Consider the following 15,196-nt stretch of genomic DNA (forward strand, 5'->3'; position numbering starts at 1 on the left):
TGGAAGTGCGTCATTGCGGCTCCCGACGGGCGTAACAGGCTTACGGGTGACGTGAGTTACAGGGGGGTGATCCGGAAGTGCGTGAGGACCGCGGCGCCGGCGTGTCCCCCGCCGGCGGGCGCGAGCGCGAACAGTCCGAGCAGGGCGCCGACCCAGCGCCAGGGGGTGGCGGCGAAGACGGGACCGGAGGACGTCCAGCCGTCGCCGATGTCGTACGAGAAGCGGCAGCGCGCCCCGGAGCCGATCTCGATCCGCAGCCGGGCCCGTCCGCCGGGCGCGAGCCTCGGATGGGCGGCGTCCCGTTCCTGCTCGGCGACGGCCTCGGCGAACCGGTGCACCAGGTGGACCGTCCCGTCGGTCCCCCGTTGCAGCCCGATCCAGCTGAAGGCGTCTCCGAGCACCGCGAGCCCTGCCCTGGACCCCGGCTCCTCGCTGTGGAGCTGCAGCCCGACCTCCACCGTGCAGGGAGCCCCGGGCAGCCGCTGGGTGAGGACGCTCGGCAGTTTGCGCAGGTCGTGCGTGTCGGCCGAGCGGACGCAGGTGAGGCGGAGGCCGTCGCCGGAGTGCTGGGTGGCCCAGCCGTCCTGCGGGTTGGCGGTCCACGACCACTGGCGGCCGAAACGTCCGCCGGGGAAGTCGTCGTCGGTGGCGGGCGCGGCGGCCGGCTGCGGCGGCAGGTCCGGGCGCCGGTGTACGGCGACGGGGGCGCCGTCGTCGCCGAGCACCGGCCAGCCGTCCGCGCCCCAGCGCATCGGCTGGAGGTGGACGACCCGGCCGTACGCACCGCGCTGCTGGAAGTGCACGAACCAGTCCTCACCGGACGGCGTGCGCACCCACCCGCCCTGGTGCGGTCCGTTGACGTCGGTGTCCTTCTGCTCGAGGACGATCCTCTCCTCGTAAGGACCGAAGAACCCGCGCGAGCGGAAGGCGCCCTGCCAGCCGGTCTCCACTCCCCCGGCGGGGGCGAGGATCCAGAACCAGCCGTCGTGCCGGTAGAGCTTGGGGCCTTCGAGGGTGAACCAGCCGGGGATGCGGTCCCCGTCGACGATCACCTTGCCCTCGTCGAGAAGTGACGTCCCGTCAGGCTGCATCCGGTGGCCGGTGAGGCGGTTCTTGATGCCGGAGCGGGACTTGGCCCAGGCGTGGATCAGGTAGGCCTCGCCGGTCTCCTCGTCCCAGAGGGGGCAGGGGTCGATCAGGCCCTTGCCCGCCTTGACGAGGTGGGGTCGGGTCCAGGGGCCGCGGATCTCGGGGGCGTTGATCTGGAAGATGCCCTGGTCGGGGTCGCCCCAGAAGATCCAGAAGCGGTCGTCGTGGTGGCGTAAGGCGGGTGCCCAGACTCCGCAGTCGTGGCGCGGGGACCTAAACTCGGCCGCCGGTTCCAGGCGCTCGAGTGCGTGGCCGACCAGGGTCCAGTTGACCAGGTCGCGGGAGTGGAGCAGGGGCAGGCCGGGGGCGCGGCCGAAGCTGGAGGCCGTGAGGTAGAAGTCGTCGCCCACGCGGACCAGGTCCGGGTCGGACCAGTCGGCGTCGAGGATCGGGTTGCGGTAGGTGTCGGTCGTCATGCGTTCACCGCCTTGCGGATCAGGGACGCCGCTTCGAGCCGGCTGATGCGGCCGTCGGCGACGACGGTGACGATCCGGCGGACGGCGGTCTCGCCGGGCGGGATCGGCAGCCGCTCCTCGGCGGCCAGGGAGGAGCCGACGCCGGGGTACTCCGTGGCGCGCACGAACCACCGGTCCCGGCGGGTCTGTTCGGTGGCCCCGGCGAAGATCAGCGTCCAGATGGAGCCCGCGAGAGCCACCCAGGCGGCGCGAGTGCCATGGATCTCCTGCTCGCCCTCGCGGTCGGGGGTGAACACGTCCGGCGCCGTGGACTCCTTGCGCGCCCGCCAGAAGAAGCCGCCATAAGCGGCGCCGGGGCGGCCGTTGGTGGCCGGGCTGCCGATCGACAGCGGGGCGGCGGTGACGTTGGTGAGGGAGAAGGTGAAGTCCAACGCCCAGGCGGCGTCGGTGAGTTCGGTGGCCGCCACGGTACGGCGCTCGCGCAGCAGCTCGGCCCCCGCGGCCACCCAGCGCAGCTCCTCCACGAAGCCGTCGGGGTCGCGGAGCTGGAACGCGGTGTGCCGCTGGGCTCCGTGGTTGTCCAGCTCGGTGGGGCCCCGGTCGCGGACGTAGGTGCGTCCGCCCCAGAAGTTGTGCCCCTCGACGTCGGGAACGGCGACACCGACGCCGAGGTGGTGGGTGTGGTCGGCGGGGCTCAGCTCGGTGACCGCCGTGCCGGCCAGGGTGGTGACGGGATGCAGATAGGGGCGTGGGGAGAGCCGGGGGGCCAGCTCGGGCCGCGTCACATAGCGGGCGACCGGGCGGCCCGCGACGCGCAGGACCGGGGAGTCGGTGGTCGTCATCAGGTACTCACCTCTTTCGGGCGCGCTTGCGGGAGCGCCCAGGGGGCGCCCAGCTCGGAGTAGAGGGAGAGGGTGTCGGCGGCTGCGGCGACGAGGCCGTCGACGCCGGGGATCACCCGGCGGCCCTCTTCGGGGACGAAGTCCCAGGCCTCCTCCGGCAGCGGGGCCGGGTCGGGGGCCAGTCGAATCGCTTCGACGACCTTCATGAAGGCGCCCGTCGAGTCCGGCGTGACCAGCAGCCCGGCGCCGGTGGTGACGTGGTCGACGAGGTTCTCCAGCAGGTCCGTACGGGCGTACTCGGTCTCCTCCGGGCCGTGGTCGGCGCGCTGGAGCAGCACGCGGTCCTGCTTGTACCAGAAGGTGATCCGGCCGCGGCTGCCGTGCACGAGGACGTACGGCTCGTCGGGGTCTTCGGCGCACAGGGTCGCGGCGACGGTGACCGTGCGGCCAGCCGCGGTGGTGACGCGGACGCAGGAGGTGTCGTCGGACTCGATGTCGTTGGCGCGCAGCAGCTCGGTCTCGATGTCGGTGACGTCCTCGGCGCGGGTCGTGCCGTTCAGCGCGAGGGCGGTGGCGACCGCGTGCGCGAGCGGGTTGGTCAGCACCCCGTCGATCACGTCGACGCCGTTCAGCCGCCGCTTGCCCGCCCACGGCGCCCGCCGGTAGTACGCCTCGGCGCGCGCCCAGGCCCCCGCCCCGCCGATGCCGACCAGCTCACCGATCGCCCCCTCGGCGATCAGCTCACGGATCACCGGCACCGCGTGCGAGCCCAGCGACTGGAACCCGATCTGGCAGGCGACCCCCGCCCGTGCGACCCCGTCGGCCATCCTGCGGAACTCGGCGTACGACGGCGCGGGCGGCTTCTCCAGCAGCAGATGCACGCCCCGCTCGGCGGCGGTCAGGGCGAGGTCGGTGTGGGTCGGGATCGGCGTGCAGATCACGGCGATCCGCGCGCCGGTGGAGTCGAGGAGGGCGCCGAAGTCGGAGGACTGGGCGGGCAGCTCCCCGCCCCCGAGTTCCGCCTCCGTCAGCGGCGTCAGCTCGCAGATGCCGGCCAGGCGCACCAGCCCCTTATCCTGCAGCCGACGGATGTTCTCGACGTGCCAGCGGCCGTGACCGCGCGCGCCTGCCAGGACGATGTCTACGCTCATGGGATCCTCCCCGCGCCCGCGCCGCGGGCCACCTCTCGGTCGGCCCGCTCGGCGCTGTCGATCTTTGTGTGCAGGGTAGGTGTCCAGCCGACATCGGCCGTGAGATCGCGTTCGCTGCCGGAGTTGTAGGCGTTGTGGATCGCCAGCAGGTCGACCGGGTAACCGTTGAAGAGGGTGCCGGTCTGGTGCAGGGCGGTGCCGTTCCAGCTCTTCACCAGGTCGGCGGCCTCGATGTGGCCGGGCGTGTGGAAGGCGTTGTTCTCGGCGTACAGGGCGGACTCGGTGGAGACGCCGAGTGAGTACCGGTGGCCGTCCTCCACGTCGTACCGGTTGTTGTAGACGTGCACCTGCCCGAAGCGGACGCGCGGGGCGCGCTGTACGACGGACTCGAACTCGTTGTGGTGCAGGGTCACCCGGAGTTTGCCGCGATCGCCCGTCGCCGAGTCGCCGTTGCCGATCAGCATCGCCTTGTCGTGGTCGGCGAACCGGCTCCAGGAGACGGTGATCAGATCCGAGCCGCCCGTGATGTCCAGCAGGCCGTCGTGGCGGAGGTAGTTGCGGGCGAAGTAGGTGGGTTCCTTCGCGTCGGGGTGGCCCTTGTCGCTGGCGGTGATGTGGTCGACCCAGACGTGGGTGGCGCCGTTCAGCCACAGGGTGTCGTACGCCGTCTTCCAGTCGCCGAGGCCGCCGGTGTTGGGCTGCCAGACGGGGAAGCAGTCGTAGGCGTCGCGGAGTTCGAGGTTGCGGATGATGACGTTGTTCGCGTTCTTGACCTGGAGGCTCGCGCCCTTGAGCACCGCTGAGGAGCCGAGGCCGACGATCGTGGTGTTGGAGCCGACGTTCAGGACGACCCGTTCGGCCTGCCGGGCGGCGGACGCCTGGCGAGCCTCCTCCTGCGGGCCGCTCGGCTTCGCCGCACCCCAGGTGCGGGGATCGTAGGCAGCGAGGTATTTCTTCAGGCTGTAACCGTCGGTGGCGTAGTCGGCGCAGTCCAGGTGGTGGCCGTCGTCGTCGGTGTTGGCGTCGATCGTCCCGGCGATCCGGATGATCTTCGGGGTGTCGCTGCCGCCGTCGAGGGCGCGGACCAGTCCGGCGCGGTCGGTGACGGTGACGACGTGGGCGTCGTCGGCGGCCGATCCTCCGGTGGTGCCGGGGCCGTACGCCGCCCAGCCGTCGTTCGCGGGCAGGATGTCGCGGCTGATGTCACGGTCCTCGGCGTGCGCGGGGACGCTGACCGCGGCCAACAGGGCCAGCGGCACGATGAGCTGATGCTTTCTCACCCCTTCACCGCCCCCGCGCTGAAGCCGGTGATCAGCCACTTCTGGATGAAGGCGAAGACGATCACCACGGGTACGGCGGCGATGATGCCGCCCGCTGCGAGCGCGCCGAGGTCGACGCTGTCCGCGCTCATCAGGGTGTTGAGGCCGACGGGGATGGTCTGCTTGTCCTGGTTGTTGAGGAACATCAGGGCGAACAGGAAGTGGTTCCAGGAGTGCACGAAGGCGAAGGAGCCGACGGCGATCAGACCGGGCAGCAGCAGCGGCAGGACGACGATCCGGAAGGCGGTCATCCTGTTGCAGCCGTCGACCCAGGCGGCCTCCTCCAGGGAGTACGGCACGTTCTTGATGAAGTTGCTGATCAGGATCATCGACAGCGGTAGCTGGAAGACCGTCTCCGCGAGGATGACGCTGCCCAGCGAGTTGATCATCTGCAGTTCGGCGAAGATCTCGAACAGCGGCACCAGGAGCAGCGCGCCCGGCACGAACTGGGAGCACAGCAGGCCGAGCATGAAGGCCCGCTTGACCTTGAAGTCGAACCGGGCGAGGGCGTAGCCGCCGGCCAGCGCGACGATCGTCGTCATCACCAGGGTCGCGACGCCGACGAGGACGCTGTTCTGGAAGTAGGTGCCGAAGGCCCGGTCCGTCCACACCTTCTCGAAGTGGTCGAAGGTCATCGGCCAGGGCACAAGGGAGGTGGATCCGGCCGGGCGGAGCGCGAAGAGCAGGATCCAGTAGAAGGGGATCAGGGTGAAGACGAGGTAGATCCCCAGCGGGGTGTAGATCTGCCAGCGCGGGGCCTCGTCCCAGGCGCGGCGCTTCTTCGCCGGACGCTGCGGCTCGGGTGCCGGGCGGCGGGCTGCCGGGGCGACTGCGGTGGCCTCCTTGATGGTGCTCACTTGGCCTCACTTCCGAACTTGCTCAGCCGTAGATAGACCATCGAGCAGAAGAGCAGGATCACGAACGCGACGGTGGTCAGGGCCGACGCATAGCCGAAGTTGTGGGCGTCGACGCTGGTGTTGGCGATGTAGAGCGGGAGTGTCGTCGTCTCGCCCGCCGGTCCGCCGCCGGTGAGCGTGTAGAGCAGGTCGACGTTGTTGAACTCCCAGACCGCGCGCAGCAGCGTGGACAGGATGATCGCGTCCTTGAGATGGGGCAGCGTGATGTGCCAGAACTGCTGCAGCCTGGTCGCCCCGTCGACCTCGGCCGCCTCGTACAGGTCCTTCGAGACGGACTGGAGGTCGGCGAGGATGAGGATCGCGAAGAAGGGCACGCCGCGCCAGAGATCGGCGACAATCGCCGCCGGGAAGACGGTGGAGGTGTCCGACAGCCAGCTGGTGCCGTAGGTGCCGATGCCCATGTCGGCGAGGTAACGGGTGATGCCCGTCTGGGAGTTGTAGAGGAGTACCCAGATCGCGGAGGTCAGCACTCCGGAGACGGCCCACGGCGAGAAGACCAGCGCGCGGCCCAGTCCCCGTCCGACGAACGTCTGGTTGACGATCAGTGCCAGCGCGAGACCGAACAGCAGTTGCAGCCCGACCTCGACGACGACCCACTTCGCGCTGAAGACCAGCGTGTCCCAGAAGATGGGGTCCTCGGTGAAGGCGTGGACGAAGTTGTCGAAGCCCGCGTAGCCGTTCCGCCAGGGTTTGGTGGGGTTGTAGTTCTGCAGGCTGTAGTAGAAGACGCTGAGCACCGGGTAGGCGATGAAGCCGAGCATCAGCACGGCGGCCGGGGCGATCAGCAGATACGGCAGTCTGCGCGGGGTGGCAGAGGCACGGCGCCGCCGCCTCGGTGGCGCGGGCGGTTTCGCCACGGCTGCGGCTTGGGCCATGACTGTTCTCCGTTCTCGTGCGTTTGCTCGTGCGTTTACTCGGTGCGTTTACTCGTGCGGGTGAAGCGCTTACCGATCAACGTTCGGGATCTCGACCGAAGAGGGTCCGGCCGAGAGTGGTTCAGCCCGCGTACGGGTCCTGCACCGTGCCCGGCCGCGCGAGGAACTCGAAGTCGCAGCCGGTGTCCGCCTGGGTGATCTGTTCGTTGTAGAGCGCGCCGTATCCGCGCTCGTACCGCACGGGCGGCGGCGTCCACTCCGCCTTGCGGCGCTCCAACTCCTCGTCGTCCACGTTGAGTTGGAGCGTTCTCGCGTCGACGTCCAGGGTGATCGAGTCGCCCGTGCGCACCAGCGCGAGCGGGCCTCCGATGTACGACTCCGGCGCCACGTGGAGCACGCACGTGCCGTAACTCGTGCCGCTCATCCGGGCGTCGGAGATCCGCACCATGTCCCGTACGCCCTGCTTCAGCAGATGGTCGGGCAAGGGCAGCATCCCGTACTCCGGCATGCCCGGACCGCCTTTGGGCCCGGCGTTGCGCAGCACCAGCACGCTGTCGGCGGTGATGTTCAGCGCCGGGTCGTTGATGGTCCGCTGCATCGCCTTGTAGTCGTCGAAGACGACCGCGGGGCCGGTGTGCCCCAGCAGATGCGGTTCGGCGGAGATGTGCTTGATGACGGCGCCGTCCGGGCAGAGGTTGCCGCGCAGCACGGCGACCCCGCCTTCCCGCGCGACCGGGTTGTCGCGCGGGCGGATGACGTCGTCGTTGTGGACGACGGCGCCCTCGATCTGCTCGCCCAGGGTTCCGTTCACGGTCGGCCGGTCCAGGTGCAGCAGGTCGGTGATCCGCGAGAGGAAGGCGGGCAGACCGCCGGCGAAGTGGAAGTCCTCCATGAGGTACGTCCGTCCGCCGGGCCGTACGTTGGCCAGCACCGGCACGGTGCGGGCGATGCGGTCGAAGTCGTCGAGGGTGAGCTTGACGCCGGCCCGTCCGGCCATGGCGATCAGGTGGATCACGGCGTTGGTGGAGCCGCCGAGACCCAGGACGGTCGTCACCGCGTCCTCGAAGGCCTCGCGGGTGAGGATGGCGGACGGCGCGATCCCGGTCCAGGCGAGCTCCACGGCGCGGCGCCCGGAGGCGGCGGCCATCCGCTCGTGTCCGGAGTCGACGGCCGGTATCGAGGAGGCTCCCGGCAGGCTCATGCCGAGAGCTTCGGCCGCCGCGGTCATCGTGGAGGCGGTCCCCATGGTCATGCAGTGACCCGGCGAACGGGCCAACCCGCCCTGGAGCTCCCGCAGTTCACAGTCGGTCAGGTTGCCCGCGCGGTGCTCGTCCCAGTACTTCCACATGTCGGTACCGGACCCCAAGGTCGTACCGCGCCAGTGCCCCGGCAGCATCGGACCCGCGGGAACGAAGAGCGACGGCACATCGGCCGAGACCGCGCCCATGAGCAGCGCCGGCGTCGACTTGTCGCAGCCCCCGAGCAGCACCGCCGCGTCGATCGGATACGACCGCAGCAGTTCCTCCGTCTCCATCGCGAGCAGGTTGCGGTAGAGCATCGGAGTCGGCTTCTGGTAGGTCTCCGAGAGCGTTGAGACCGGGAACTCCAGCGGGAAGCCACCGGCCTGCCACACCCCCCGCTTGACCGCCTGGGCGCGCTCGCGCAGATGGACATGGCAGGGGTTGATGTCGGACCAGGTGTTGAGGACGGCGATCACCGGGCGGCCCCGGTACTCCTCCGCCTCGTATCCCAGCTGGCGCATGCGGGCGTTGTGCGACCAGGTGCGCAACTGGCCCTCGGTGCCGTACCACTGGTGGCTTCTGAGTTCTTCCGGGCGCTTTCTGCCGGTCATATGGACCACCCCGCGGCGATCGCGGCGACCTCGGCGCGTTCGTCCTCGGGCAGCGGCTTGCTTGGCGGGCGGACGTCGCGGCGGCACAGGCCGAGGGAGGCGAGGGCCTCCTTGACGATCGTGACGTTGTTCGCGGAGCCGTTGGCGGCGCGGAGTTCCTCGAAGCGGCGGATCTGCTCCCAGACCTTCATGGCGGCCGGGTAGTCGCCGGATCGAAGCGCTTCGATCATGTTCAGCGAAACGGACGGGGCGACGTTCACGAGCCCCGAGGTGAAGCCGGTGGCGCCCGCGGAGAAGTAGGAGGGGGCGTAGGGCTCGGCGAGGCCGGCGACCCAGACGAAGCGTTCCAGGCCCGCGTCGCGGGCGAAGGCCGCGAACCTCGCGGCGTCCGGGACGGCGTACTTCACGCCGATGACGTTCGGGCAGGCGTCGGCGAGTTCGGCCAGGCGGAAGCCGCTGAGCTGGGCGTTGCGGAGGTACGGGACGACGCCCAGCTCGGGCACGGACTCGGCGATGGTGCGGTGGTAGTCGACCCAGCCGCCCTGGGAGACGTACGGGTGGACGGGCTGGTGGACCATCACCATCTGGGCGCCGAGTTCGCGGGCGTGCCGGGCGGAGGCGACGGCGGTGGGTACGTCGTGACCGATGCCGACCAGGATGGCGGCGCGGTCGCCCGCCTCGTCGACGGTCAACTCGGTGACGAGCTGCCGCTCTTGAGGTGTGAGGGTGTAGAACTCGCCCGTGTTCCCGTTCGGCGTGAGGATGCCGATGCCGCCGTCGAGCAGCCGACGCAGCAGGGCCCGGTGGGTGTCCTGGTCGACGCTGCCGTCCTCGGCGAACGGGGTCACCGGGATCGCCACCACGTCGGCCAGGGCCGCCCGCTGGGCCTCGAACGTCACGCTGCTCATTCCTGACCTTCCTCGTCCTGCTGCTCGGCCTGGATCTCTTCATGGGCCCCGGGGAAGGCCCGCCGCACGAACGACGCGATGTGGGCGTGGAGGGCGCGGGCCGCACCGTCCGCGTCGCCCTCCAGGGCCAGCCGCAGAATCTCGCGGTGCTCGCCGGCCTCCCGGTCCCAGGAGGGCGAGGCCGCCCAGGCGACGGCGGAGACGAGGGCGGCCTGGTCGCGGACCTCGTCGAGCATCCGGCCGAGCAGCGGGTTGCCGCAGGGCAGGTACAGGGCGCGGTGGAACTCCCGGTTGGCGAGGGAGCGTTCGGCGGTGTCGCCGGCCGCGTCGGCGCGGGTCAGCGCGGCGCGCGCGGCGTCGAGCGAGGCGCCGCGCCGGACCGCACGCTTCAGCGCCTCGGGCTCCAGCAGCAGCCGCACGTCGTAGACCTCGCGTGCCATGTCCGCGTCCACCATGCGCACCGTGACGCCCTTGTACTGGTTCATCACGACGAGCCCGGTCCCGGCCAGGGTCTTCAGCGCCTCCCGCACGGGGGTCTTCGACACCCCGAACTGCGCGGCGAGCTCGGTCTCGACCAGGGCCTGACCGGGCGTCAACTGCCCGGTGAGGATGCGGCGTTTGATCTCCTCCTGCACATATTGCGTGCGGGAGGGGATCGGCGTGGGCACAGAGGTCATGCGCGCCTCTCGGATCTCACATATCGCGTCTCATATATGACGTACGAAGTACGACGCGTTGAAGGTAAGAGGGGCGCAATGTTTCGTCAATGCTTCTGACAGGTTCTGCCGAAGGAAGTTGAAGTTACGGCGCGGGCGTCCACCCCGGGTCGCGGCCGCTCAGCCCCACCGCTCGGTCGAGCAGGGGGGCGTCCTCCAGTACCTGGACGACCGGGCCGAAGATGCCGTCGCCGCGGGAGGGGTCGTCGGCTGCGGCGAGGAGCAGGCCGTGGCAGAGCTGGAGGGCGGCGGGGTCGGGCTCGTAGGGCTGGCCGGTGGCGCGGGCCAGGTCCCAGCCGTGGATGACCAGCTCGTCCACGGCGACGGCTCCGGCCTCCGCGCCCGACAGCGGCACGCCGCCCGCGCGGGTCTCGCCGGTCCAGGCCGCCGGGTCGCGCCAGGCTTCGGCGAGTTCGTCGAGGACCTTGGGCAGCTCCTCGCGCCAGCCGGGTGCGATGTCCGGCACGGAGGCGCCGGGGTCGGTGTCCGTACCGGGGCCGAGGTCCTTGCGGCCGGCGTCGCGGAAGGCGGCGGCCAGGTGGGTGAGGTGCCCGAGCAGGTTGCGCACGGTGTAGTCGGGGCAGGGCGTCACGTCCCCGAGCCGTTCGTCGGGCACGCCGTCCGCCAGGCGTGCCACGATCCTGGTCTGCGGGCCGAGGTCGATGATCGGCTCGGGCATGGCGGGTCCTCCTGATGTCGTCGGTCGCGGTCTCAGACGTCTCAGGTGGTGGACCGGCCCGCGGCGCAAAACTCATCGGCCGGCCGGCTCATCGCCTCCTCAGCCGGGACCGGGATCACTTCAAGGATCCGTTCCACAGCCGCATCAAGGCATCTGCTGGTGGTGGCGGTCAGCTCGCCGTGAGTGCGGAGCGCACCGCCTCCAGGTCGCCGTCCGATGCCAACCCGGCGTGATACAGCCGGATCTCGGTTGCCCCGAGTTCCCGGGCGCGGGCCAGGTCCGCGGTGAGCGTGGCGGGGCTGCCGCCCATGCCGGAGACGACGGTGAAGTTGGCGGCGATGACGGCGCTCCCCTGCTCCACGCCACCCTGTTCCACGAAGGGCGTGAGCAGACCCGGCCCGCCCGCGCACGGTACGACCACACCGTCCGCGACCGACAGGATGTGCTCGGGGTCCACCCCCGCGTTCGCACCGCAGTGGTACGACACCGGGTCGGCGTGCAGCAGGACCTGGAAGCCGTCGGGAGCGGCCGCACGCACCGCTCGGACCGCCGCCTCCTGGAGCGTGCGGGCGGTGTCGTCGCGCCACGCGCGCGTGGCCGTCGCGTTCGTCTCGCCGAGCAGCTTCTCGATCGCCGCCCAGCCTCTGTCGGAGGGTGCGCCCTGCCACACGGGCTCCAGCGCGGTGCGTACGGCTGCCGCCAACTCGTCGGCGTCCAAGCCCTGTTCGCCGTATCCCGTGCGGCAGTGCGGGCAGAAGCAGAGCGACATCAGGTACTGCCCGGCGTCCCCGAGGCCCACTCCGCCGGTCTTGTCGTGGGCGTGCAGGTGCTGCAGCCCGTACCAGCCGAGGGACTCCAGTTCGGTGCCGCGCGCGCCGGGCCGCACCGCAGCCTCGGCGGCCAGGTCGATCAGGTACGCGCGCGTGGCGGGCTGGGCGATGCAGGGTGCCCACGGGTAGCGGTCGCCGTAGGCGTTGACGACCGAGGTGTCCGGATGCTCGGCGCCCATACGGGAGTTGTGCGCGAGGACGACCCAGGTGTGCACCTCCAGGCCGGCGTCAGCGAGCGCGGCGGCCGCCTCGCCGTAGGCGTCGCCCGGGGCCCAGTCACCGGCCGCGTACGGGCGCAGCTCCCGCCCCTTCCACCGGTCGTCCATCGGGTACAGCACGGCCGCGTGCTCGGCGGTGACGATGCGGTGACGCGGGTGGCGGGGGGTGAGGGCGCGGGTGGAGTGGTAGGCGGCGGCGAGCGTCACCTGCCGCACGCCGAGCGCGGCGATCCGGCCGGGGGCCTCCGGGTCGCCGTTCACGTCCCAGGGGTAGACGAATGTCGACGCCTTCACGCATCCTCCTGCAGCAACTCGTAGCCCCTGTCGATGAGTTCGGCCAGCTGCTTCACATGTTCCCCGGCCGGTTCGTGCAGCGGCGACCGTACCGGACCGACGTCGAGCCCCCGCAGCCGTACGCCCGCCTTGACCAGCGAGACGGCGTAGCCGCGGCCCTGGGCGCGCAGGTCGACGAAGGGCCGGTAGAAGCCGTCCAGCAGGCGGTGCGCGGTGGTGTCGTCGCCGGAGCCGAGCGCCCGGTGGAAGGCGAGGGCGATCTCCGGGACGAAGCAGAACACGGCGGAGGAGTAGAGGGTGATGCCGATGCCGCGGTAGGCGAGCTGGGTCTGTTCGGCGGTCGGCAGTCCGTTGAAGTAGAGGAAGTCGCCGGGGGCCTCGGTGCGGACGGCGCTGACGACGCGCTGCATGAGGTCCAGGTCGCCGAGCCCGTCCTTGAATCCGATGATGCCGTCCGTGCGGGCCAGTTCGACGGCCGTCTCCGGCGTGAACACGGCGTTGTCGCGCTGGTAGACGATCACGGGCAGCGCGGTCGCGTCGGCCACCTCCCGGTAGTGCCGCAGCAGCCCCTCCTGCCCGGCGACGACGAGGTACGGCGGCATGGCGAGCAGCCCGTCCGCCCCGGCCGCCGCCGCGAGACGCGCGTACCGCACGGCGAGCGCGGTGCCGTACCCGGCCCCCGCGACGACCGGGACGCGCCCCTCGGCCGCCTCGACGGCCGCGCCCACACAGGCCTCGAACTCCTCCGGCGTGAGCGCGTGGAACTCCCCGGTGCCGCAGCAGGCGAACACGGCGGCGGCCCCGGCCTCGACGCCCCGGCGGACATGGGTGCGGTAGACGTCCAGGTCGACCGCGCCGTCGGGGCCGTAGGCGGTGACGGGGAAGAACAGCGGCCCGCTGGGGATGCTCAGGCGTGCGGCAAGGGGGGCTGGCGTCACGGGCGCTCCCTATAACGAGGACGGCTGCGAACGAGGGCGGTTGCACAGGAGGAGGAACTGCATGCAGGTTTCTGATCGGAGTTTACGTTTATGAACGCGGAGTGCGCCACCCTTGACGGGCAAGGTCGGTGATCCCTAGCTTGTCCATGAATGTGAATACCGTGCGTGCATGCATACGGCCCCTGAACTCAAGGAGAACCGAGGATGCCAGCCCCCCGCACCGTTCTGCTCACCGGCGCCGCCGGCGGGCTCGGCACCCTGATGCGGGACCTGCTCCCGGACTACGGCTACACACTCCGCCTGCTCGATCTGCGCCCGATCGAGGGAGAGCCGGACGCGATCGTCGCCGACCTCGCCGACAAGGACGCCCTGCGCGAGGCCGTCCGGGGCGTCGACGCGATCATCCATCTCGCGGGCATCTCCCTGGAAGCCCCGTTCGAGAAAATCGTCAGGGCGAACATCGAGGGGACGTACAACCTGTACGAGGCGGCCCACCAGGAGGGCGTCGAGCGCGTCGTCTTCGCCTCCTCCAACCACGCGGTGGGCTTCACGCCCCGCCCGCAGGGCGAAGACCCCCTCATTCCGATCGACACCCCGCGCCGCCCCGACACCTTCTACGGCCTGTCCAAGTCCTTCGGCGAGGACCTCGCCCAGTTCTTCTGGGACAAGCACGGCCTGGAGACCGTCTCCGTGCGCATCGGCTCCTGCTTCCCCGAGCCGACCAGCGTGCGCATGCTCTCGGTGTGGATGAGCCCGGCCGACGGCGCCCGGCTCTTCCACGCGGCCCTGACCGCCGAGCACGTCGGCCACACCGTCGTCTACGGCTCCTCCGCCAACACCCGCCTGTGGTGGGACCTGACCACCGCGCGGGCCCTCGGCTACGCACCACAGGACGACTCCGAGCCGTACGCCGAAAAGCTCGTCGCCGAACAGGGCGAGCTCGACCCGGAGAACGTGGCGCACGCCTACCTCGGCGGCCACTTCGTCAGCGATCCGCCGATCTGGCCGTACTGACGTCCGACTTCGCTCATACTTGCTTCACTCCTACGTACGCGAGAGCACTTCTACGGCGGGCGGGCACGGAACGGGCCCGCCCTTCGGCGTATCCGGGCACGGGTCATGCCCGATCTCACGCCCTTCTCGACAGCCGTGCTGGTCCGAGGCGGGCACCGGTAGAGTCGAACGGGCACACACGGGCATTATCGGGCCCCCAACAGGCCTGGTCAGTGCCGCGCGCCCGCTGTAGAACTTCCTGCATGGGTCCCACCGGGCCCGAACGGGCAACGGAGCTCACCGTACGAAGGCAGGTGTCGGTCATGGGCGAGAAGACCGCGGAAGAGCGTCAGCGGGAGATCGTCCGCGTCGCTCGCGCCTCCGGCTCGGTCGATGTCACCGCGCTCGCCGCCGAGCTGGGCGTGGCGAAGGAGACCGTACGACGGGATCTGCGCGCCCTGGAGGACCACGGACTGGTCCGCCGCACCCACGGCGGCGCGTATCCCGTGGAGAGCGCCGGTTTCGAGACGACGCTCGCCTTCCGCGCCACCAGCCATGTCCCCGAGAAACGACGCATCGCGACCGCCGCGGCCGAGCTGCTCGGGGACGCCGAGACCGTCTTCGTCGACGAGGGGTTCACCCCCCAGCTGATCGCCGAGGCACTCCCCCGGGACCGGCCGCTGACCGTGGTCACCGCGTCCCTGCCGGTCGCCGGCACGCTCGCCGAGGTCGAGGGCATCTCGGTGCTGCTCCTCGGCGGCCGGGTCCGCTCCGGCACCCTGGCCACCGTCGACCACTGGACGACGAAGATGCTCGCCGGCTTCGTCATCGACCTCGCCTTCATCGGCGCCAACGGCATCTCCCGCGAGCACGGTCTGACCACCCCCGACCCCGCCGTCAGCGAGGTCAAGGCGCAGGCCGTGCGCGCCTCCCGGCGCACCGTGTTCGCGGGCGTGCACACCAAGTTCGGGGCGGTGAGCTTCTGCCGGTTCGCCGAGGTCGGCGCGGTGGAGGCGATCGTCACGAGCACACTGCTCCCGACGGCCGAGGCCCACCGCTACTCACTGCTGGGGCCGCAGGTCATCCGGGTCTGAAAATC

Annotated in this window: 14 protein-coding genes; 2 read left to right on the forward strand and 12 right to left on the reverse strand. The window is 70.8% G+C overall.

The features are described 5' to 3' along the window. Window positions 1-56: 56 nt before the first annotated feature. From KCH48_RS19330 to KCH48_RS19385, 12 genes are all read right to left on the reverse strand, one after another. Window positions 57-1,565, reverse strand: a complete 1,509-nt coding sequence (locus KCH48_RS19330; protein ID WP_210575686.1) for a glycoside hydrolase 43 family protein — start codon at window positions 1,563-1,565, stop codon at window positions 57-59. Then, a complete protein-coding gene (locus tag KCH48_RS19335) occupies window positions 1,562-2,407 on the reverse strand; it encodes a PmoA family protein (RefSeq protein WP_210575688.1) in 846 nt (281 codons plus the stop codon). Before KCH48_RS19335 ends, KCH48_RS19330 begins: the two co-directional genes overlap by 4 nt. Then, the gene (locus KCH48_RS19340; protein WP_210575690.1) at window positions 2,407-3,558 is read right to left on the reverse strand and encodes a Gfo/Idh/MocA family protein; all 1,152 of its coding nucleotides are present in this window, start codon (window positions 3,556-3,558) and stop codon (window positions 2,407-2,409) included. Before KCH48_RS19340 ends, KCH48_RS19335 begins: the two co-directional genes overlap by 1 nt. Next, window positions 3,555-4,838 carry a pectate lyase gene (locus tag KCH48_RS19345; protein WP_307840904.1) on the reverse strand — a complete coding sequence of 428 codons (1,284 nt, stop codon included), beginning with the start codon at window positions 4,836-4,838 and terminating at the stop codon, window positions 3,555-3,557. The genes KCH48_RS19340 and KCH48_RS19345 overlap by 4 nt, the downstream gene beginning before the upstream one ends. Continuing rightward, the gene (locus KCH48_RS19350; RefSeq protein WP_374104692.1) at window positions 4,835-5,734 is read right to left on the reverse strand and encodes a carbohydrate ABC transporter permease; all 900 of its coding nucleotides are present in this window, start codon (window positions 5,732-5,734) and stop codon (window positions 4,835-4,837) included. Before KCH48_RS19350 ends, KCH48_RS19345 begins: the two co-directional genes overlap by 4 nt. Then, window positions 5,731-6,669: a carbohydrate ABC transporter permease gene (locus KCH48_RS19355; RefSeq protein ID WP_210575691.1), complete on the reverse strand. Its 939-nt coding sequence runs from the start codon at window positions 6,667-6,669 to the stop codon at window positions 5,731-5,733. Before KCH48_RS19355 ends, KCH48_RS19350 begins: the two co-directional genes overlap by 4 nt. Before the next feature lie 121 nt (window positions 6,670-6,790). Beyond that, window positions 6,791-8,521, reverse strand: a complete 1,731-nt coding sequence (gene araD / locus KCH48_RS19360; protein ID WP_210575693.1) for an L-arabinonate dehydratase — start codon at window positions 8,519-8,521, stop codon at window positions 6,791-6,793. After that, entirely contained in the window at window positions 8,518-9,429 is a 912-nt protein-coding gene (locus KCH48_RS19365; RefSeq protein ID WP_210575694.1) for a dihydrodipicolinate synthase family protein, read from the reverse strand. Before KCH48_RS19365 ends, araD begins: the two co-directional genes overlap by 4 nt. Next, window positions 9,426-10,106: a GntR family transcriptional regulator gene (locus KCH48_RS19370; RefSeq protein WP_210575695.1), complete on the reverse strand. Its 681-nt coding sequence runs from the start codon at window positions 10,104-10,106 to the stop codon at window positions 9,426-9,428. Before KCH48_RS19370 ends, KCH48_RS19365 begins: the two co-directional genes overlap by 4 nt. A gap of 124 nt (window positions 10,107-10,230) precedes the next feature. Beyond that, window positions 10,231-10,824 (reverse strand): TIGR03086 family metal-binding protein, encoded by a 594-nt coding sequence (locus tag KCH48_RS19375; RefSeq protein ID WP_210575696.1) that lies wholly within the window; start codon window positions 10,822-10,824, stop codon window positions 10,231-10,233. A 169-nt stretch (window positions 10,825-10,993) separates the two neighbouring features. Next, a complete protein-coding gene (locus KCH48_RS19380; protein WP_210575697.1) occupies window positions 10,994-12,166 on the reverse strand; it encodes a hypothetical protein in 1,173 nt (390 codons plus the stop codon). After that, window positions 12,163-13,104: a 5-dehydro-4-deoxyglucarate dehydratase gene (locus tag KCH48_RS19385; protein WP_210575698.1), complete on the reverse strand. Its 942-nt coding sequence runs from the start codon at window positions 13,102-13,104 to the stop codon at window positions 12,163-12,165. Before KCH48_RS19385 ends, KCH48_RS19380 begins: the two co-directional genes overlap by 4 nt. A 204-nt stretch (window positions 13,105-13,308) precedes the next feature. On the opposite strand from KCH48_RS19385, the gene KCH48_RS19390 reads away from it, so the two are divergent. Together KCH48_RS19390 and KCH48_RS19395 are read left to right on the forward strand one after the other, a co-directional pair. Continuing rightward, window positions 13,309-14,118 carry an NAD(P)-dependent oxidoreductase gene (locus tag KCH48_RS19390; RefSeq protein WP_210575699.1) on the forward strand — a complete coding sequence of 270 codons (810 nt, stop codon included), beginning with the start codon at window positions 13,309-13,311 and terminating at the stop codon, window positions 14,116-14,118. A gap of 302 nt (window positions 14,119-14,420) precedes the next feature. After that, window positions 14,421-15,191 carry a DeoR/GlpR family DNA-binding transcription regulator gene (locus tag KCH48_RS19395; RefSeq protein WP_210575701.1) on the forward strand — a complete coding sequence of 257 codons (771 nt, stop codon included), beginning with the start codon at window positions 14,421-14,423 and terminating at the stop codon, window positions 15,189-15,191. The last annotated feature ends 5 nt before the right edge of the window (window positions 15,192-15,196 follow it).

The organism is Streptomyces sp. GESEQ-4 (assembly GCF_017948455.1).
GTDB lineage: Bacteria > Actinomycetota > Actinomycetes > Streptomycetales > Streptomycetaceae > Streptomyces.